This is a genomic window from Halomonas sp. QHL1, assembly GCF_001882345.1.
Taxonomy (GTDB): domain Bacteria; phylum Pseudomonadota; class Gammaproteobacteria; order Pseudomonadales; family Halomonadaceae; genus Vreelandella.
In genome coordinates this window covers 2202525-2221329 of sequence record NZ_MINL01000001.1, presented here as the reverse complement: position 1 = coordinate 2221329, position 18805 = coordinate 2202525, and the positions used below count along the sequence as shown (strand labels likewise).

General features: G+C 56.7%; 18 protein-coding genes. 4 read left to right on the top strand and 14 right to left on the bottom strand.

Features of this window, described 5'->3' with window-relative positions:
- The 14 genes from QHL1GM_RS10155 to dctP all read right to left on the bottom strand — a co-directional run bounded on the left by QHL1GM_RS10155 (position 1) and on the right by dctP (position 15044).
- On the bottom strand, positions 1 to 1428 hold the full coding sequence (locus QHL1GM_RS10155; protein WP_071694373.1) for a protein-glutamate O-methyltransferase CheR: 1428 nt from the start codon (positions 1426 to 1428) through the stop codon (positions 1 to 3).
- A complete protein-coding gene (gene cheB, locus QHL1GM_RS10150) occupies positions 1425 to 2492 on the bottom strand; it encodes a chemotaxis-specific protein-glutamate methyltransferase CheB (RefSeq protein WP_071694372.1) in 1068 nt (355 codons plus the stop codon). The genes QHL1GM_RS10155 and cheB overlap by 4 nt, the downstream gene beginning before the upstream one ends.
- Positions 2493 to 2504: 12 nt before the next feature.
- Positions 2505 to 4547, bottom strand: a complete 2043-nt coding sequence (locus QHL1GM_RS10145) for a methyl-accepting chemotaxis protein (protein WP_071694371.1) — start codon at positions 4545 to 4547, stop codon at positions 2505 to 2507.
- Between the two features lie 218 nt (positions 4548 to 4765).
- Entirely contained in the window at positions 4766 to 5932 is a 1167-nt protein-coding gene (locus QHL1GM_RS10140; protein ID WP_071694370.1) for a glutathionylspermidine synthase family protein, read from the bottom strand.
- 19 nt (positions 5933 to 5951) lie between these two features.
- A complete protein-coding gene (locus tag QHL1GM_RS10135) occupies positions 5952 to 6560 on the bottom strand; it encodes a DUF1190 domain-containing protein (protein WP_071694369.1) in 609 nt (202 codons plus the stop codon).
- 12 nt (positions 6561 to 6572) lie between these two features.
- Positions 6573 to 6986 (bottom strand): DUF350 domain-containing protein, encoded by a 414-nt coding sequence (locus QHL1GM_RS10130; RefSeq protein WP_071694368.1) that lies wholly within the window; start codon positions 6984 to 6986, stop codon positions 6573 to 6575.
- Positions 6987 to 7042: 56 nt separating this feature from the next.
- Positions 7043 to 7765, bottom strand: coding sequence for a DUF2491 family protein (locus QHL1GM_RS10125; protein WP_071694367.1), 723 nt, complete (start codon positions 7763 to 7765; stop codon positions 7043 to 7045).
- A gap of 33 nt (positions 7766 to 7798) precedes the next feature.
- Positions 7799 to 8494, bottom strand: a complete 696-nt coding sequence (locus QHL1GM_RS10120) for a PspA/IM30 family protein (protein WP_071694366.1) — start codon at positions 8492 to 8494, stop codon at positions 7799 to 7801.
- 83 nt (positions 8495 to 8577) lie between these two features.
- Entirely contained in the window at positions 8578 to 9036 is a 459-nt protein-coding gene (locus tag QHL1GM_RS10115) for a DUF2170 family protein (protein ID WP_254795284.1), read from the bottom strand.
- Between the two features lie 143 nt (positions 9037 to 9179).
- Entirely contained in the window at positions 9180 to 10712 is a 1533-nt protein-coding gene (locus QHL1GM_RS10110; protein WP_071694364.1) for a malonyl-CoA synthase, read from the bottom strand.
- A complete protein-coding gene (locus QHL1GM_RS10105) occupies positions 10709 to 12076 on the bottom strand; it encodes a malonyl-CoA decarboxylase (protein WP_071694363.1) in 1368 nt (455 codons plus the stop codon). The genes QHL1GM_RS10110 and QHL1GM_RS10105 overlap by 4 nt, the downstream gene beginning before the upstream one ends.
- 11 nt (positions 12077 to 12087) lie before the next feature.
- The gene (locus QHL1GM_RS10100; protein WP_071694362.1) at positions 12088 to 13422 is read right to left on the bottom strand and encodes a TRAP transporter large permease; all 1335 of its coding nucleotides are present in this window, start codon (positions 13420 to 13422) and stop codon (positions 12088 to 12090) included.
- A 2-nt stretch (positions 13423 to 13424) separates the two neighbouring features.
- Positions 13425 to 13946 carry a TRAP transporter small permease subunit gene (locus tag QHL1GM_RS10095; protein WP_071694361.1) on the bottom strand — a complete coding sequence of 174 codons (522 nt, stop codon included), beginning with the start codon at positions 13944 to 13946 and terminating at the stop codon, positions 13425 to 13427.
- Positions 13947 to 14048: 102 nt separating this feature from the next.
- Complete coding sequence (gene dctP, locus QHL1GM_RS10090) at positions 14049 to 15044, bottom strand: TRAP transporter substrate-binding protein DctP (protein ID WP_071694360.1); 996 nt, start codon at positions 15042 to 15044, stop codon at positions 14049 to 14051.
- A 156-nt stretch (positions 15045 to 15200) separates the two neighbouring features.
- Here dctP and QHL1GM_RS10085 point away from each other — a divergent pair, with 156 nt between their 5' ends.
- The 4 genes from QHL1GM_RS10085 (at position 15201) to QHL1GM_RS10070 (ending at position 18765) form a co-directional block, all read left to right on the top strand.
- Positions 15201 to 15884 (top strand): GntR family transcriptional regulator, encoded by a 684-nt coding sequence (locus QHL1GM_RS10085; RefSeq protein WP_071694359.1) that lies wholly within the window; start codon positions 15201 to 15203, stop codon positions 15882 to 15884.
- A gap of 120 nt (positions 15885 to 16004) precedes the next feature.
- Entirely contained in the window at positions 16005 to 17012 is a 1008-nt protein-coding gene (locus QHL1GM_RS10080; protein WP_071694358.1) for a GlxA family transcriptional regulator, read from the top strand.
- Entirely contained in the window at positions 17003 to 18169 is a 1167-nt protein-coding gene (locus QHL1GM_RS10075; RefSeq protein WP_071694357.1) for an MFS transporter, read from the top strand. The genes QHL1GM_RS10080 and QHL1GM_RS10075 overlap by 10 nt, the downstream gene beginning before the upstream one ends.
- A 35-nt stretch (positions 18170 to 18204) precedes the next feature.
- On the top strand, positions 18205 to 18765 hold the full coding sequence (locus QHL1GM_RS10070; RefSeq protein WP_071694356.1) for a YgjV family protein: 561 nt from the start codon (positions 18205 to 18207) through the stop codon (positions 18763 to 18765).
- Positions 18766 to 18805 lie beyond the last annotated feature (40 nt).

Sequence of the window (18805 nt, the reverse complement as noted above, 5' to 3'; positions counted from 1 at the left end):
TTAACCCACTCCCTGTGTGGTACTGGTCGATGCCAGTGTGGTTTTGGCCGCTTTTAGATAACGTTCGGCTAGAAAGCGCGCATCGCCTGGCGGTAACGGCGGGGCGATAGTGTCTAGCCCACCATTCGAGGTGGGCTCGGTGGTCAGCAAACGCACCACCGCAGCATAGCGCTGTTTGCGCTGTAATGGCTCGTCGGTCAGTTCACCCTGGCGATAAAGTTCAGCTAAATAGAAGTGTGCGGGCCAACACTCCGGCGCAACGTAAATAGCCCGCTTAAAATAGTCGTAGGCCTGTTTGGGCTGCTGCTGCCAACGGGCGACTAGCCCGGCCAGTACCAGCGCATCGATCAACCACGGCTGCTGCTTAAGCAGCGCCTCTAGCAGTGCAGCGGCGTCGTTAAAGGCGTTTTGATCGAGCAACTGATGGGCGGTGTGCAGTTGGTGGGTAATGCTGTCCGATCTTTCATTTACCGCTGCGGGCTCAAATTGTGCTTCAGGCGCTAAATCAGCGCTGCTGGCTAGCGCTAGCTGTTTATGTGCGCTCTCACCGACGTGAATACTCTCATCAGCTTTGGTGTCCATCGTGGGCAAGGGAGGCTGAAGGGGAGGCGCTTGCACTGCCTCGGGTTGCTCTGCATGGCGAAAGTAAAATACGCCCTGTGCTTCGACCAGTTCGAACACGCCGAGATCGTTACCCAGGGTTTCGGTGACGCCGCAGAGTAAAATGCCGTTCGGGGCCAGCAACTGGCCAAGCTGCTGATGAATACGCCGCCGCGTCTGCTGGTCAAAGTAGATCGACACATTGCGAAACAGAATTACATCAAAGGGGCCGCCTGCACTGCTCTCATCGGCGTCTAATAGATTAAATGGGCGAAAGGTTACCCACTGACGCAGAGATTCGCGAAGCTTGTAGCGACCCTGGTAGGGGCTAAAGTAACGCGCTTTAAAGTCGGGAGAGAGCGCGCGAAACGCCATCCCTCCATACACCGCTTGGCGTGCCTTGGTAAGGACTTGGTGATCCAGGTCGCCGCCGGTGAGGGTAAACAACGCTTTGGCCCGCTCGCCAAAGTGCTCAAACAGCATCATCGCCACGCTATAGGGCTCTTCGCCGGATGAGCAGCCTGCGCTGAAGATAGAGAGCGGCGGTTGCTCTGCCGCTAAGCGCTCGGGCAAGTAGGTGCTGACCAACCAGTTCAGCGCGTCCGGCTCGCGACAAAAATAGGTTTCATTGACCGTTAGCTGGCTGACAAATTGATCGAATAGCGTCGGGTCGCGGCGTAATTGCCTCAGGAGCTGGGTGGTGTCGGTTAGCCCCGTGGAGGCTTGTAAGCTGGCCACCGCCCGGAATAGCCGGGCTTCGGCTAAGCCCTCAAGGTATAAACCACAACGCTGATGCACCAGGGCTTTAAAGGGAGCAAACGCGCTCATGCCAGAGGCTCCGGCCGGCTATTTGAGTAGCCACGCACATCGCGTAGCAGTCGATCAGGAAGGCTATCAAGCGGTAATACATACTGTATGACGCCCGCTTTAACGGCTTCCAGATTCATGCCGTAAATTACCGAGCTGGCTTCATCTTGCGCGAAAGTAATCCCGCCTGCCTGATAAATAGCCCGCATGCCATTAACGCCATCGCGGCCCATACCGGTCAAAATAATACCAATCGCATCGCTGCCATAGACCTCCGCGACACTCTGCAACAGTACATCGCAGCTGGGGTGGTAGAGAAATGTCTCGGGGCTGGATTGCAGCTGAAAGCGGTGGCGTGGGGTCACACATAAATTACGCTCGGAAGGTGACAAATAGATATGTCCAGGGCGTAGCTGCTCACCCTCTTGGCCAACACTCACCGGCATGGCACACAGCGATGCCATCCATTGCGCCATGCCATCGATAAACCCATGACTGATGTGCTGGGCGATCACAATAGGCGCTGGAAACTCGGCGGGTAGTGTTCGCAGCAGGCGCACTAAGGCTTGAGGCCCACCGGTTGAACATGCGATCGCGACCACGTGTTGGAAATCCCGCGGCACCCCTCCTGGGGTGGCTGCCAGGGTGGGCAGGGTGAGGAGGGGCGCAGGCGTTGTAGCGCGCCGCCGCAGGCGAGTGATCACCGCAACGCCGGCGAGCAGGCGCACTCGCTCCAAAAGGCGCTCCGCGTCGGCCCCTTCCAGTGTGGGTTTAGGCATCACTTCCAGCGCGCCCACCTCAAGGGCTTGATAGGCCGTTTGCGCATCGGAGCGGTCGCTAATCACCAGGATGGGTACGCCTTTGCTGTACATGATCTCTTCAATAGCGCTTAGGCCGTCCATCACCGGCATGTTGAGATCCATGGTGATCAGCTGTGGCGCAAGACGTTTGGCCAGTTCCACCGCTTCGCGGCCGTTAGTGGCTTCACCCACGATCTCAATATCATCGTCTCGGCTGAGGATATCGCGTAGCACGTCGCGGGCTACTTGGCTGTCGTCGGCAATGACTACCCGAATTACACTCATCCGGTATCCTTATCAGCGGTCTTTATTTGTTAGGGTGAACTCCTGCACCAGCGCGTTAAGCTCAGCCGACATATGGATCATGTCCTGGCTGATATCGGTAATGCTGCGCACCGAGTGCGCGTTGCGTGAACTGGCCGTATCGATATCGCGCAGCGCCATCACCACCTGGCTACTGGCGGTTTTTTGCTGCTGAGTAGACAGAGATATCTGTTGGGCCGCGCTGCTGGTTTGACTCGCCGCCTTAAGCAGCGCCTCGAGATCCTGGGCGGTGCTCATGCTTGCTTCAACGCCCTGCTCGATTGAGGTGGCGCCTTTTTCAGAGGCCACCACCAGGCGATTAATCGCCGTCTGAATATCATCGGTATGCGCTTCGATCTCTTGGGTAGAGTCGGTCACGCTGTCTGCCAAGCGGCGTATTTCGCTGGCAACGACCGAAAAGCGTCGCCCCGACTCCCCTGCGCTCGAGGCTTCCAAGGCAGCATTAAAGGCGATCAGTTTGGTCTGGGCGGCCAGGGTGTTGATCAACTCCATGACCTTGTTGATCTGTTTGGATTTCGCCCCCAGCGTCATGATCTCGGTGAGGCTCTGCTCGCTGTCGCTGCGAATATCTTGCATTTTCGACTGTAACAGCTGCATGGCCGAACTGCCTTTACGGCTGCGTTCCAGGGTCTGATTGGCAACGTCGACCACCGATTGGGAGTGGTCGGCAATTTGGGTTGATGAGGTAGAGAGTTCTTCCATGGTGGAGGTGATTTCAGCCACCGAAGAGGCCATCTCCTCGACCGCTGCGGCCATGGTTTGGCTCGCCTCATGGTCAATATCACTGCCGTGCACTCCGGAAAGCCCGGCCGTTTTCGCGAGCCGGTCGGCGACTTGGGTTAGCGCCTGAGCGTTCTTGGACACCGCTGCGATAGCGCGGGAAAGGCGCTCAAGGAGCTCGTTGGTTTGATCAGCTAAGTCGCCAAGCTCGGCTTTGTCGTCGGTGCTGACCCGCCGCGAAAGATCCAGGCTGAGGGTGATATCTTTCAACTGGCGCTGGAAATCAACCAGCGGGCGGATGAGGCTGCCAGTCAGCGGGTAGAGCACCAGTAACCCGACGAGCAAAATGAGCAGGCCTATACCGCTGGACTCCAGAAAGCGCTCACGGGTGGACGCCAGGTACGCCTCTTTATCGACTTCCACCATCAGGTAGCGCTGCAGTTCGGGTAGCCAGCGTGTGTTAATCAGGAAAGTTTGGCCGTCGCGCTCAATCTCTTGTATCTGGAGCCGTTCATCACGCAGCAGACGCTGGGACGTTTCCTCTGCTAAGGACTCCACCGCTGTCTCGCTAATAGGTGCTGTTTCATCACTACGAATATTTTCACCACTGCGAACGAGCAGCTCACCTTCGGCGCTGAGCAGCGAAGCGTGGCCGGTGTCACCTAAGCGGAAGTCATCAATCAAGCTGGCCATTTGGGAGAGATCAAGCCCCGCGCCGGCCACCACCAGCGGTCGACCGTTGGTGGCATTTACCGCGCTGCGATAATTGACGTACACAAAGGCATCATCGGGTGAAAAGGCGTCGCTATCTAAATTCAGCTCGTAAGTGTTATCGCTTTCAGTAAAACGGTAGTACCAATCGTCTTCGCTACCGGGGGGCTGGATAACACGCTGCAGAAATTCGCCATCGCGCAGTTGGAAATAGTAGCCCCGCCCCTGGTATTGAGCGGCGATAAACACCAGTTCGGTGTCTAACTGCTCCATAAGGCGCTCAAGGTAGAGGGTAATCTCGTTTTGTCGCTCTTCAGGCAAACCGTCGCGCACCCACTGCTCAATAAAGTAGCTATTGGCCAGGCTTTCGGAAATGGCTAGATCCTGGCTAAGGTTAAGGTTCACATGCGCTGCTAACCCTTCAACCTGTGCCGGTAGCTCTTGATTAAGCAGGTTGTTCAGCCGCGCTTGGCTGTGGGTACGCGCTTGAAGATAGAGCGCCAGGAGCATTGCGAGCGCTAAGACCGTCCCAAAGGAGAGAAATAGCCGAAGCCGTAAAGGTAGGGATTTCCAGCGCGCCATCATGTTCGCCGTTGCTCCAAAGTAAACGGTGGCCCTGAAGATGCAACGACATTTAGGCTTTCAAACCCTAGTGACAATGCGGTTGGGTAATATTCAGGATAAAAAAAGTGAAGGGGGCGATGCCCCCTGCTCACGAAAGTAATGCTTAAAGTAGTACGGGTGATTTCAGCTTTTTTAGGGAGCAATGTCCAGCGATAATAAGCGGAGTTTGGTACGTCTGTTTAGACGATCGCGTGGGGCACAAAGCAGGAAGAGTCTTTGGTGATACGGCCAACGTCTTCGCGAATGCCCATACCGCAAGCGCGGTCACCCACCACCCAACTGCCAATTAAGGCGTGATTGTTACCAAAGCGCGGCATGGGATGATACGCCTGACGGATCCATGGGCTGTCGGTATAGGGCCCATCAACTGCTTCTCGTTGCCCTGCGGGGGTGATCAGTTCAATGTTACTGCCTTCCCGGGAAAAAAAAGGTTTGCGCACCCATCCTGCTGGCAGCGGCGGGCTATTGGCATCCTCGAAAAACGCCGGCAGTAGATTGGGGTGGCCCTCAAAATGCTCCCATAGCAGGGGTAGAATACCCTTGTTAGAAAGAATCGCTTTCCAGGGCGGCTCAAACCAGTGGGTGTTTAACTGAGGGATATACTCGCCAAACGCATCGTCGGCCATCTCCTCCCAAGGGTAGAGTTTGAACAGCGCGTGGATGGGCTGGTTCTCCAAGTCAACAAAGTGCTCAGCTCCGGGGCGCAGGCCAATATCTTCAGTGTAGATAAACGGCGCGTTCAGGCCGGCCTGTACTGCGACATCCTGTAAGTAGTGCACGGTGGCACGCTCTTCGGGGTTATCTTTGATGCAGGAGAAGTAGAGCGTGCGCGCTTCTATGCGGTCGCCAAGGTGCGCCATGGCATTGAGCAGGCGCTCTTGAATCGAGTTGTACTGATCCGCATGGCGGGGCAGGATGCCTTGCTGGATGGCTTGCTCAAGCCACACCCACTGAAAAAAGCCCGCTTCGTAGAGCGAGGTAGGGGTGTCGTAGTTGAGCTCCAGCAGTTTCGCCGGTCCATCGCCGGAATAGGCAAAATCCATTCGTCCGTAGAGGTGCGGCTGACCCGACTTCCACGAGTTATGGATGCTGTCCCACATATGCTCGGGCAGCGCCAAGCGCTGCATAAGTGCATTGGAGTGGCAGACCTTATCCACCAGCTCCATGCACATCTCATGCACCGCCTCGGTAGGCTCTTCAATGTCACGCTCTACCTGCTCTAGGGTGAACTGGTAGTAGGCGTCCTCTTTCCAGTAAGGCTCCCCGTCGATGGTATGAAAATGAAAGCCCAGCTCGTGGGCAAGGGCTTTCCAGTTGCTTCGTTCAGGGATATCGATTCGCAGCATAGTAATGTTTGCCTAGGGGTTAGGAGCCCCAACCGCCGCGGGCAGAAGAGCGCGAGCCAAAGCCGCGGCGCTGAGAGGTCGCCACTGAGCTGCGCATTGCATCATTACGCTGGGTAACGCGCTGGGTCGCCTGATTGGTCGCGGTGTTCCAGTTGCCCTGGTTTTGACGATTGCGGTACACCGGCTCTTGGTAAACCCGCTCGAAGGAGCGTCCACGGTTAGTGTTGGACATCATGCTGCCGACCATATAGCCCATCATGGCGGGCATAAACCAGCTACCACCGGTGCTACCCGTCGCCGCTTGTGACTGCTCTTCGGTTGGCGCGGTACAAGCGCCTTCACCATTCTCAGCTTCGCACTCTTCCAGGGTGCTATAGCGCGGCACCGCTTCCAGGGACGCTTCGTAGGCATCTTCACAGGCGCTACGGGTATAGACATTTTCAGCGACGCAGGCTTCAACGCTTTCAAAGCTGCGCGGCTCGTCAAATTCGATCTCGGTGATTTGCTCTTCCTGGGGCGGTTGGCCACAGGCAGTAAGACCAAAGGCACTAGCGCCCATCACCGCTAATGACAAGCGCCCGCTGCGCTTGCGGCGTGGCAAATGAGGGGTGTGATCGTGTTTAGACATGCAGGCTCTCCTTTACCACGTCATCGAAGCGGCGTTGAGTAAGCCGACTGCCACGGCCACGCTGGCCATCAAAATGCCGTAGGCCTGGTGGCCTTCGGTAATGTGCTGCGACAGGCTTTCACCCTGTTTACGTAGAAACAGCTTAACCGCGAAGAAGGTAGCCAACTGAACGATAAAGGCGACGACGCCCCAGAGCACAAAATCGATAAAGCTGATCGAGTGTGCCATCGCGCTATATAGCGGAATGGTAAAGCCTAAAATGGAGCCGCCGTAGGCAGAAGCGGCGGCGGCGTTACCTTCGCGAATCAACGTCCATTCGTGGTGCGGGGTAATCCGGCTGTAGCAGTACATAAAGGCGGCGAGCAGTAAAATCGCCGTGACTAGATAGGCGATAAATGATGGCAAGCCGTACAGGTAGTTCACCATGGTGGCGGTTTCCTTTTGTAGTAGGTAAAACGTATTTTAAAAAACGGCGGTAATGATTACATAGCGTCGATATCGACGGAGGCCACATCTACCCCCACGTTGTGCACCACCATAAAGCTGCCTTCGCCATCGCTTTCTGCGCTTAACAGTAAGTACTCCATACGCTCAGCGCCTTCAATGGTACGCTCATAGAGCATTGCATGGTGGGTCACATGGCGGGCCGACACGCTCTCGGTGGTCATTACCTGCTCTTCGAAAACCACCGGCGGCGACCACAGGCTGTCGCCATCCCCCCACACTCGCTGATAGGTGCAACTGCGCGCTTCCTCAGTGGTTGAGGTGAGCGAGACAGTTTGGGCGCCGATGCTGTCGGGCTGCTTATCTTCACCGTTGATCAAGCTATCAAACTCGGCATCCGAGAGATGGGCAACACGGTAAAAGTCGAACAGCTTATATTCAAGCACCTGGCCGTTCTCAATGTTGGCCTGCAGCCAGGTGTCGTTATCCAGATAGAAGCGCACCAGGTGCGCTCCTTGACCAAGGTCGACGTGCCCTACGGCGGCAATATGATGGTAGTCATCGTCGTTCCAGCGAAACAGCGCGTCGGGATGGGCACGCAGGCCGATCAGCTTGATATTGACGCGCCCATCCAGGCGCAGGCCCTCAAGGTCTTCCTGACTGATGCCCATAGGCAGGCCCGCGGCCACCGGGCGGCCTGTATTCGGCTCGGGCGGCTTTTCCGTGGTAGCGCGAAAAAGTGCCTTGAGGGTGTTAAACATGGCCTGGCTCCCTAATAAATTTAAACGCTGAATTTACTCTTGTGCGGCATTTTTCTTCGCTTTCAGGCGTGCTAACACGTCGTCTGCCTTGCGCTCCTGACCGCCCACACCGGCTGCTTTCAGGCGGGCTTCCAGCGAGCTACCGCTCTCTTCAGCGGCCATCTCATCGGCGGCCTGCATTTGCGCCGAATTAAGCTGCTGACGCTCTTTGATGCGATCGAGTGATTCCATGGCGCTGCTCATCGCGCTGTTCTGGCCAGAGTGGCGAGACGCTACGGCAGATTGGGCTTTTTGCGCTGACTCGGTGGCTTTAACGACGCTCACCTGCTGCTTGAGCTGGCGAAGCTGGTTGTCGGTACCGCGAATGGCACCGCGCAGTTTTTCGATGCTGGCATCGTACTCGCTGACAATGGCACGCTCTGCTTCCAGGTCATCCTGTAGCGCCACCATGCGTTCTGCCACTTCAACGGCGAGCTGTTCTTCACCTTTATCCAGCGCGGCTTCGGCGCTTTTTTCCAGCTCGGCGATTTTGCTTTCCAGCGTGTCGGCTTTATTGCTGTTTAGTTGGCGCTGGCCCATCAAGCGGGTGAGCTCGGTTTTAGACTGGCTCAGGTGATTTTCCGAGTCGCGGATTTCCTGGTCTAAAATGCGCAGTGCCTGGGAATCTACTACTGTTTGACCGGTTTCAGTCGCTTTGCCACGTAGGGCGGTCATGATTTTGCTTAACATAAATAATCTCGCTTATACGTCACCTGAGTGGTGACACTAATTGATAACGGTGATTTGGATAATAGACGAACAATGGGTAAACGTTAGGCGAAGTGCGTTTGTATCAGTTCGGCGACGTCCATGGCTGCACTGGCCGTAGCGTGTAGCTCAGCGCAAATTGACTCAAGCTTGGAGTCGCCAAACAGCTGTCCGTATGCCACATAAAAGTCGTGCCCGTCGATCTCGACAATACCCACAGAGGCCAGTGGTAACGAGATGCCCTGGCGCAGCAGCACTTCGTTAAGTTCGGCGGCGTTTTTGACGCTGTCGACGGCCACAATGGGCGCCATGGCGACCCACTCATTTTCGCTGCGCGAGAGGGTGATCGGCAAGTTGCCGTAGTCGTTGAGCTCCCAGATCAGCGTCTGATTCGTTTCATCCAGGCTAATGGTCGCTTCGGGCCATTCAATGGTCGCGTTTTCGCTGCTGGCGGAGGCTGGCTGGCTGACTAACTTATAGAGTTCGCTGGCAGTGATGCCGCTCGTGACGGTAGGCGTAGTCAAGGTGATTTGCTCCATCGTTCGTTAAGTAGTTTCACCTTAACACTTAGTAGAGCAAATGGTTCCTTTTCCCAGCAAAGCCGTACCAAAAACCCCGCACGCGGCGGGGCAAAAGGCTGTTAAAAGTATGCTGGCAGGACGGGCGACTAAGGAGTGCGATAGGTATCGTTAAACTGCTTGCGCAGCTCATTTTTCTGCACTTTGCCCATGGTATTACGGGGTAGTTCATCGACAAAGAAGACCCGTTTGGGCTGCTTATACTTGGCTAGCCGACCGTCTAAGTGGCTGATCACCTTATCTTCATTAAGCTGATCTTCAAGAGCTCCTTGCTGGCGTACGACCACAGCGGTCACGCCCTCGCCAAAGTCAGGATGGGGTAGGCCGATGACCGCGGATTCAGCGACCTGATCGAGCTCGTCGATCACCTGCTCCACTTCTTTTGGGTAGACGTTGTAGCCGCCGGAAATCACTAGATCCTTGTCGCGACCCACAATATGCACATAGCCCTGCTCGTCGACCATGGCGAGATCGCCGGTAATGAAAAAGCCGTCGTCTAACAGCTCCTCGCGGGTTTTTTCAGGCATCCGCCAGTAGCCGATAAACACATTCGGGCCACGAATCTGCAGCATGCCAATCTCACCCAAAGGCACTTCATCGCCGGTTTCGCGATTGGTAATACGCATCTCCACACCGGGTAGCGGCATACCCACGGTACCTGCTCGCCGTGCGCCTTCATAAGGGTTGGAGAGGTTCATATTGGTTTCGGTCATGCCATAACGCTCAAGAATCGCATGGCCCGTTTTGGCTTCAAACGCCTCGTGGGTTTCGGCGGTGAGCGGGGCAGAGCCGGAGACGAACAGCCGCATGTTGGCGGTAGCGTCAGGCGTCAGGCGCTCATCCTGAACCAAGCGCGTATAGAAGGTAGGAACGCCCATCATCACACTGCCACGGGGCAACTCTTCAAATATCACATCGGCATCAAACTTGGGCAGGAACAGCATGCTGGCACCCGCCATCAAGGTGACGTTGCAGGCGACGAATAAGCCGTGGGTGTGGAAAATCGGCAGCGCATGGATTAGCCGGTCATCGGCGCTGAAGTGCCAGGCTGTTACCAAGGTTTCAGCGTTTGAGGCGAGGTTCTTGTGCGTCAGCATGGCACCTTTGGAGCGCCCGGTGGTGCCGGATGTGTAAAGAATAGCGGCCAGATCGCGCTCGCCAAGTGCCACGACATCCTCCCGCGGCGCTGCCGTGCGAGCGGTTTCCATTAGGCTGCCATCACTAGCGCTGCCTAGTGTAGCCACCGCAGGACAGCCGGTTTCAGCGGCAAGCGCCTTGGCTTCGTCTAGTAATTTAGGGCGGCAAACAAACAGCGCGGGTTCGGCGTCGTTCAAGAAGTAGCGAATCTCATCGCCCGTATAGCCTGTATTGAGGGGCAAGTAGACGCCGCCGATACGCAGGCAGGCCAGGTAAAGCAAAATGGCTTCAGGACTTTTATCTACCTGCACGGCAACTCGGTCACCTTGCTTAACGCCTAACTCGGTTAGCGCGCCAGCAAGCTGCGCACTGATGGACAGCGCATCGGTGTAGCGATAGCGGCGGCCATCGCGGGTGGTAATAAAATCGGCCTCTGCGCGCTCACGCATTTTGGCGGCAAAGGTTTCAAATAGGTTGTGGCTCATTTGGTGGTCTCTCCCTTGGCCAGCTTGCGGGCGCGTTTGGCGAGATCGCGCACCTCATTTGAGCAAGCAACGGTCGCCTTGGCGGTATAGTTTTCGTGGTTGCGTTCGATATCGTCCAGCACGTAGAGGTAGTTGACCATCAGGCCGGCGGCTTGTTTAAAGCCCTTGTCGGAGATATCGCCCAACCAGTTAATGCGGTGGAGCTCGGCGCCGTTGCCGAGGTGAAAGCGGGCCACCGGGTTGAGCGGCAGGCCGTGGCGGTTCTTCTCTTCGACCAGATAGCGGGCGGCTAGAGGACGAATGGCGGCTTTGGGCTGCTCTTCACGGGTTTTATCTTGATGCCACCCCGGCGTTTCAAGCCCTTTGAGCGACTTACGCAGTGACTCGGGAAGCTGCTCATCATCACGCTGTTCTTGTAACCACTGGGCGAAGCCGGGCACCGGCGAGAGGGTGACGAAGTATTTTAGCTGCGGCAGCTCCTGGGAGAGCTCTTGCACCACCTGCTTGATCAAAAAATTACCGAAGGAGATGCCGCGCAGGCCGGTCTGGCAGTTGCTGATGCCAAAGAACGCCGCAGTATCAGCATCCTCGGCCTCATCGATACCTTTTTTGCTATAGCTGCTTTCGCCAGAAAGGATAGGCTGAATACGGCTTGGCAAACCCTTGTGGAGGGCAACTTCTACAAAGATTAGCGGCTCATCGCCAATCGCCGGGTGGAAGAAGGCGAAGCAGCGGCGATCACGTGCATCCAGTCTCCGACGCAGATCATCCCAATCCTGAATTTCGTGCACCGCTTCGTAGCGGATGATCTTCTCTAGAATCGAAGCGGGCGTGTTCCAGTCAATGCGCTTGAGCATCAAAAAGCCGCGGTTGAACCAGGAGCCAAACAGGTGGGCGAAATCGTCGTCGATAGCCGCCAGTTCGGGCTGTTCGCGCAGCAGCGCCAGCAGGTCCTCTCGCATTTTAACCAGCTCATAGGTACCGTCGCTGGCCAGGTTTAAACGCCGGAAAAGCTCCTGCCTGCGTGGCTCACAGGCTTCAAACAGGCGCTGTAGCGATTGGTTGTCGCGAACCTCTTGGTACGCCAGATAGGCCGCATCAATAGGACCGGGCTCGGCCGAAAAGTCCGTCGTCAGGCGGGCAAAGAAGCTGCTTTTTTCAGCCAGTGAAAGGCGCTGATAAATCGCCAAAGCGCGGCTTGCCAGGGCGATGCTGGAAGCTTCACCATCGCTTTCCAGCAACTTTTGGCAGGCTTTCACCAACTGCCCATGGTCGGGCGTTAAGGTCTCGGGATGGCGGCGCCGCAACAGCGCATCACGTTGGGTGATATTGTTGAACAGCTCCTGCAAAAACAGCATGTTCATGGTCGAACTCCTTAACCCATGATCAAGTTAGGTAGCCAAAGCGCGATGCCTGGGAAGAGACACAGCAACAAGATACCCAGCACCATGCACAGCGCGTAGGGCAAGCTCCCCATCAGAATGTCGCGCAGCGAGATATCTGGCGCGATGCCTTTAATAATGAACAGGTTGAGACCCACCGGCGGGGTGATCAGACCAATTTCCAAGTTGATGGTCAAAATCACCGCAAACCAGTAGGGGTCGAAGTTAGCCGCCAGGATGATGGGTAACAGAATCGGCGCAGTCATCACGATCACGGCCACGGGCGGCAGGAAGAAACCCGCTACCAGCAGGAAGAGGTTAATCACCCCCATTAGCGCCCAGCGGTTAATCTCCAGATCAGCAATCGCGCCCGCCACGGTTTGGGTGATAAACATCGAGGAGAGCGCGTAGGCGAACACTTCGGCAGTGGCGATTACTAGCATGATCATCACGCTTTCGCGCAGCGAGTCGCGCATAATCAGTTTGATCGGTCCCAACTGCCACATGCGGTAGATCAGAATAGCCAGCGCCAAACAGAGGAACGCGCCTACACCTGCTGCTTCCGAAGGTGTTGCCACCCCGCCATACAGAGCAAACAGGATGCCCGCGACCACGCCCAGGAAGGGCAGAACACGGACTAGGGCTTTCAGGTTGGTATCAACATTCTGCTTAACGTTATTTTTTAGCCGTTCGACGGACTCGGCCATGGGGTTGTTATAGCCACCGGCCAGCTTGCAGGCGATCATCGTCCAGATCATAAACAGGCCCGCGAGCATAAAGCCTGGCACCACCCCGGCAATAAACAGTCGACCAATAGAGGTTTCGGTGGAGATGCCGTAGATGATCATGGTGACCGACGGCGGAATCAGAATGCCCAGGGTGCCGCCCGCGGCAATACAGCCCGCCGCCACGCCATCGGGGTAGCCGCGCATGCGCATTTCAGGAATGCCCATTTTGCCAATCGCCGCACAGGTGGCCGGTGACGATCCCGAAAGCGCAGCAAAGATAGAGCAGGCGCCAATATTGGAAACCGCCAAGCCGCCGGGCAGCTTGCCCATCCATAGATCCAGCGAGCGATACAGATCGCGCCCGGTGGGGGAGGAGGCCACCGCGGCGCCCATCAGAATAAACATCGGAATGGCGACAAAACCAAACTCGGCGATGCGGTCAAAAAAGGTTTCACCGAAGTAGGTGAGCTCGGAAAGGCCACGGTCATAGATCAGCGCCAGCAGCGATACACCGCCCAGGGCAAAAGCGATAGGGGTGCCAATGGCCATCAGCGCAATCAGCGCGATGGCGACAATAATGCCTAAGGTAATGGGATCCATGCTTAGCTCTCCCCACGCAGAATTTCAGCCACATACTGCAGTGACAATAGGGTGGCGCCGATGGCCATGGGCAGTAAGGCTGGCCACAGCGGTGGATTCCAGACGGAGCCCGTGGTCCACTCACCGTGAAGTGCCTCAAAAACATAGACCCAGCTGGCATACGCCAGGGCGGCACAAAAACCTAACCCAAACAGCGAAGCGATCAAACGCATGATGGTACGGGTAATACCGCCCAGCGCATCGGGAACAATGGTGATCGCCACGTGGCCACCGGTCATCAGCACATAAGGGCTACCCATCAACATTGCCGCCGTTACTGAGAAGATGGTGAATTCGGTCTGCCAACTGGTGCTCATTCCGAGCAAGTAGCGAATAAATACCATCTGGCAAATCACTAATACGCCAGCTATAAACATGGCGCAGGCTAAATAGGCGGAAATTCGCGAGAGCTTATCCATGACGCAAATGTAGCCGCCGATAATGCCCCCTCGCGCAAGGGCATTGCGAGTCGTTGAAGGTGCCATAATTCCCTCGTCAAGCTGGTTATGTCGCCAAGCTAAGCAAGCATCAGTATAAAGCGGCCATTCCGAGAGGAATGGCCGCGCCGTTAGGCGATTATTGGTTGCTTACTCGACGGCCAGCGCCGCATCGATAATGGCTTGACCGTTGGGAACGTTCTCGGCAAAATTTTTGTAGGAGGTCTCACGGGCGATTTCCAGCCAAGCGTTGTAATCGTCTTCGCTCATGCTAACGACCTCGACGCCGTTCTCCTCGTAAAGCTCGACCATCTCCTGATCAATGGCGGCGGCCTCTTCAGCAAAGAAGGCTTCTGCGGCTTCACCGGCTTCCATCAGCGCAGCCTGCTGCTCTTCATTAAGGCCTTGCCAGACCTGCTCGGAGATCAGAATCGGCTCGTACATAAACCACAGCGCGAAGTCGCCTGGCTCGGTCAAACACTCGACCTGCTCGTAGAGGCGGAAAGAGATAAACGACATCGACGAGGTGTTGGCGGCGTCCAGAACGCCGGTTTGCATGGCGGTGTAAACCTCGGAAGAGGGCATCGAGGCGATGGAGGCGCCGGCGGCTTCCAGCATCTCCTCAAACGCAGGCCCAGCGGCGCGCAGGTTCTGACCTTCGACGGTATCGGGTGAGGTAATGCACCGCTCGCTAGAGGCAAAGCCGCCTGATAACCATGCGTCTGAGAGCACTCGAGCACCGCCATCGAGGATCACCGCTTTGATCATCTCCATGTATTCGGAGTCATTCAGACGCTGAGCATGTGCCTGGTTGCGCACTAAGCCAGGCATCAGCGTGGCAGAGAACTCTGGGTGCCGACCGCTGGCGTAATCCAGCGGCAGCGAGGTGATATCCAGACGGCCCCGGGCCAGAGCACCCCACTGTTCGCGCGCTTTAAACAGCGATTGGCCGGGATAGACTTCAATGGTCAGGCCAACGTCGGCATCGGCCACATGACGGGCCATCATTTGCACCATTTCATCGCGGACATCCCCCTGGCCACCGGGGAATTGATGCGATGCGCGAAGCACGGTATCGGCAGAAGCGTGGGAAGCCGCAATAGCGAGACCGAGGGCGGCAGCAGTTGAGATCAAATAGCGTTGCATGTGGCGTCTCCAACAGTTGTTGTTGTGTGTTTGGATTGACTATATGTATCTATCAGTCGAGCTGATATATATATCAATAGGCGCTACGTATGCTAATGTCAACTATATGACAGCATTAAAACGGCCAAGGTGAGTCGCGATCCAAGGAGGTAAAACATGACGGGCACCAAGCGTTCCAACGCTCAGCGATTAAGAGATTCTCTTGAGGACGACATTATTAATGGCCGCCGTGTGCCAGGAGAACGCCTGGACCCGGAAGCCTTGGGCCGTGAGTTTCAGGTCTCGCGAACACCCGTGCGCGAAGCCTTTCAACAATTGGTGGCCAGCGGTTTGGTCACCGTTTCGCCGAAGAAGGGCACCTTCGTGGCAAAAGTGGGGATTGATCAACTGATCGAAATGTTCGAGGTGATGGCCGAGCTTGAAGGCATGTGCGGACGCTTGGCGGCCCGCCGGATTACCGAGCCAGAGTTGGCCGCGTTAAGAGAGGCGCATCAACGCTGCGAAGCGGCGGCCCTGGCCGGCGACAGCGATGAGTATTACTACGAGAACGAAGGCTTTCACGACTGTATCTATACCGCTAGCCATAACGCCTTTTTGGCCAGCGAAGCGCGTCAGCTAAAGCAGCGTTTAAAGCCCTACCGGCGCCTACAGCTGCAGGTACGCCAACGGGTGAATAATTCGCTCAGCGAGCACCAAACCATCGTGGAAGCCATCGAGCGGGGCGACCCCGTGGCGGCGCAGCAAGCGCTGAGCGATCATGTATTGATTCAGGGCGAGCGCTTTAGTGATTTCGTTTCCAGCGTACGCAGGATGGAAGCGCCGTTAGAAAGGACGGGCTGATGCGAATGTAGCGCTTTTTATAGAGATGTCCGAATCGGTGGGGTAATGGTCCTTGCCGACATAAGGCACAGCGCTGACACTCTCTCTACTGCTTCGATAGCCCGTTAGCGGAGAGAGACTGTGACTCGCCATGTTGCCCTATTTGCCTACCCCGACTGCCAGCTGCTGGATGTCAGCGGCCCTTGGCAGGTGTTTGCCAGCGCCAACGCGTTAAGCCCCCAACCGCTTTATCAGTTGACCCTTGTCGCTGATGCCGTCGGCCCAGTTATCACCAACAGCGGCTTAGCCGTGCATGCTACCCACACCTACCACCAACTTACTCATTTACTGCCCCTGGATACACTGTTGGTGGCGGGCGGCAGTGGCGTGATGCAGCAGCGTGAAATATCCCCAGTGAAGCAAGTGCTTTGTGAGGTGGCCCCAGAGGTGAGGCGGCTGGGCTCTATCTGCTCCGGGGCATTTTTGTTAGCCGCCGCGGGGCTGTTGGATGGTTGCCGCGTCACTACCCACTGGCGCCATGCACCGCAACTGGCCGATGAGTACCCCGCGTTAAGCGTCGAGCCCGATGCGCTGTATATCGAAAGCAACGGCCGCTACACCAGCGCCGGAGTAACGGCGGGGATTGATTTGGCGCTGTCGCTAGTAGAATCGGATCAGGGTGCCGATCTTGCCGGACGGGTGGCACGTGAGCTCGTGGTGTTTCTGCAGCGCCCAGGTGGGCAGTCGCAGTTCAGCGAGATACTGCGACACCAACAAGAGGCTGGGCCGCTGCGCCGCTTGCTGGATCAACTCCACGCCGACCCCAGCGTGGATCATGGGCTTGAGAGCATGGCCGACTTGATGGCGGTCTCCCCGCGCCATTTAACCCGGCTATTTAGACGCTACTTAAATACCACTCCCGGCGCTTACCTGACCCAGCTACGCCTTGAGCAAGCGCGCCTGGCGTTGCTGCACGAGCGCGAGCAGCTCTCCCTTGAGCGTCTGGCACAGCGCTGGCGGCTGGGCGGCGCGGAGCAGCTGCGCCGCCAGTTTCAGCGCTACTACGGCGTATCACCATCGGTATATCGCCAGCGCTTTGCGTCTTCCCATACTGATGATCCTATTCAGGAGAGCGTTTCATGCCTTTAACCGTCACCCTATTGTCGCTCTGCCAGGCGCTGCTGGTCACCGGTAATGTTTTACTGATTGCCGTCTCACCGCTGATTGGGGCGTCTTTGGCCCCTGGCGCGTCATGGTCGACCGCGCCGGTCGCCACCCAGTGGCTGGGGCTGATGTGCGCCACCATTCCTGCTTCGTTGATCATGGCCAGGTTGGGCCGTAAGCGCGGTTTCATGCTTGGCAACCTTGTGGGATTGGTGGGAGCACTGGTCGCCGTGCAGGCGCTGATTGGCGAGCGCTTTGGGCTGTTCTTACTGGCAACCTGGTTGATTGGTATCGGCATTGGCTTTGGCCAGCTGTATCGCTTTGCCGCCGTGGAGGCCGCCCCTGCACCACTGCGTGACCGGGCGATTGGTTTGGTGATGGGCGGCGGCGTACTGGCCGCGTTTGCCGGGCCGTGGCTGGCAAGGGTGAGTCGTGAGCTGGGCGAGGTGCCGTTTCTCGGTAGTTTTGTAGGCTTGGCAGCGCTTTATGCCCTGGCATTGGTAGTGCTGATATTGACGCAACTGCCGCCTGCTTCCCGCACCCACGGCGAAGGCACCTCACTGCCGCTGGGTAAGATACTCCGTCAGCCTGGGTTTATTGTGGCGGTAAGCGCGGCGATGGTCGGTTATGGCGTGATGAATCTGGCCATGACCGCCACACCGCTCGCCATGGCAGGGGCGGGGCACCACTTTAACCACGTTTCAATGACCATCCAGTGGCACGTGGTGGCGATGTTCTTACCTTCGTTCTTTACTGGCCATTTGGCCACCCGCATCGGCGCCAAGCAGGTCATTGTAGCGGGCTGCCTGCTGCTGGTGGCAAGCGCGCTGGTCACCCAACTGGGTATCGGCTTGGCGGGGTTCAACGTGGCGCTGATTTTGCTGGGTCTGGGCTGGAACTTTACCTTCCTACCCGCCACCGGTCTTCTCACCGAAAGCTACCGCCCGGTGGATAAAGCGCGCACCCAGGCCGCCAACGAGTTTCTAGTGTTTGGCACCGCTGCTACGACGGCTTTGCTCGCTGGGCCCTTGGTCAGCGGCTTAGGCTGGGCGACGCTTAATCTAGTGTTGATCCCCATTGCGCTGGTGCCCTTGGCAGTGCTGGTGTGGCAGCGGCGGCGACAACGACATGTTAGCCTATAGATCTAAACAGTTCTTAGCCTAGGGGCCTTCTCTCAATGCTTGAAATGTTCAGCCATAGTGCCCTGGCTGGTCAGCTCTGTGGCTTGGTGGCCCTGGTGATATGCGTCGTGGCCTTTGCCAGCAAAAACGATGATCGCCTTCTGGTGTTGCTGATTTCCGCCAATGTGGCCTTTGCGCTGCAGTTTGTCTTTTTCGAGAGCTGGACAGCGGCTGCGTTAACAGTGCTGGTGATAGTGCGGATTGTACTGGCTCGTCGTTACCTGGGAAGTAAAGCCGTGATGGCGGGTGTCTTGCTGGCCAGCGGTATCGCCGCAGCCGTCACATGGCAAAGCTGGGTGGATATTCTGCCGGTGACTGCTATGGTGCTGGGAACTGTTGGCATGTTTCTAATGCGCGGCATTGCCATGCGGTTTTTTCTGGGGCTGGCCGCCTTAGCATGGATGCTGAATAACCTGTTGATTGGCACCATCGGCGGTACTATTGCCGAAGGCCTGATTGTGGTGACCAATATCATCACTATTATTCGCTTAGTGCGGGCTAGGCGAAAATATCCCGAGGTGTTTGAGGACGTTGAGAAAAACGATTCGCCCGCCTAGCTGCTATGCTAAAAGGAGTTTCACCTTAGCGAGGAGCACG

What these genes read in the sequence shown, in the direction of transcription:
- QHL1GM_RS10155 (WP_071694373.1), bottom strand. Translation starts at nt 1,428, where the DNA reads ATGAGCGCGTTTGCTCCCTTTAAAGCCCTGGTGCATCAGCGTTGTGGT.
- QHL1GM_RS10105 (WP_071694363.1), bottom strand. Translation starts at nt 12,076, where the DNA reads ATGAACATGCTGTTTTTGCAGGAGCTGTTCAACAATATCACCCAACGT.
- QHL1GM_RS10095 (WP_071694361.1), bottom strand. Translation starts at nt 13,946, where the DNA reads ATGGCACCTTCAACGACTCGCAATGCCCTTGCGCGAGGGGGCATTATC.
- QHL1GM_RS10135 (WP_071694369.1), bottom strand. Translation starts at nt 6,560, where the DNA reads ATGTCTAAACACGATCACACCCCTCATTTGCCACGCCGCAAGCGCAGC.
- QHL1GM_RS10085 (WP_071694359.1), top strand. Translation starts at nt 15,201, where the DNA reads ATGACGGGCACCAAGCGTTCCAACGCTCAGCGATTAAGAGATTCTCTT.
- QHL1GM_RS10130 (WP_071694368.1), bottom strand. Translation starts at nt 6,986, where the DNA reads ATGGTGAACTACCTGTACGGCTTGCCATCATTTATCGCCTATCTAGTC.
- QHL1GM_RS10120 (WP_071694366.1), bottom strand. Translation starts at nt 8,494, where the DNA reads ATGTTAAGCAAAATCATGACCGCCCTACGTGGCAAAGCGACTGAAACC.
- QHL1GM_RS10125 (WP_071694367.1), bottom strand. Translation starts at nt 7,765, where the DNA reads ATGTTTAACACCCTCAAGGCACTTTTTCGCGCTACCACGGAAAAGCCG.
- QHL1GM_RS10140 (WP_071694370.1), bottom strand. Translation starts at nt 5,932, where the DNA reads ATGCTGCGAATCGATATCCCTGAACGAAGCAACTGGAAAGCCCTTGCC.
- QHL1GM_RS10110 (WP_071694364.1), bottom strand. Translation starts at nt 10,712, where the DNA reads ATGAGCCACAACCTATTTGAAACCTTTGCCGCCAAAATGCGTGAGCGC.
- QHL1GM_RS10075 (WP_071694357.1), top strand. Translation starts at nt 17,003, where the DNA reads ATGCCTTTAACCGTCACCCTATTGTCGCTCTGCCAGGCGCTGCTGGTC.
- QHL1GM_RS10100 (WP_071694362.1), bottom strand. Translation starts at nt 13,422, where the DNA reads ATGGATCCCATTACCTTAGGCATTATTGTCGCCATCGCGCTGATTGCG.
- QHL1GM_RS10070 (WP_071694356.1), top strand. Translation starts at nt 18,205, where the DNA reads ATGCTTGAAATGTTCAGCCATAGTGCCCTGGCTGGTCAGCTCTGTGGC.
- QHL1GM_RS10145 (WP_071694371.1), bottom strand. Translation starts at nt 4,547, where the DNA reads ATGATGGCGCGCTGGAAATCCCTACCTTTACGGCTTCGGCTATTTCTC.
- dctP (WP_071694360.1), bottom strand. Translation starts at nt 15,044, where the DNA reads ATGCAACGCTATTTGATCTCAACTGCTGCCGCCCTCGGTCTCGCTATT.
- cheB (WP_071694372.1), bottom strand. Translation starts at nt 2,492, where the DNA reads ATGAGTGTAATTCGGGTAGTCATTGCCGACGACAGCCAAGTAGCCCGC.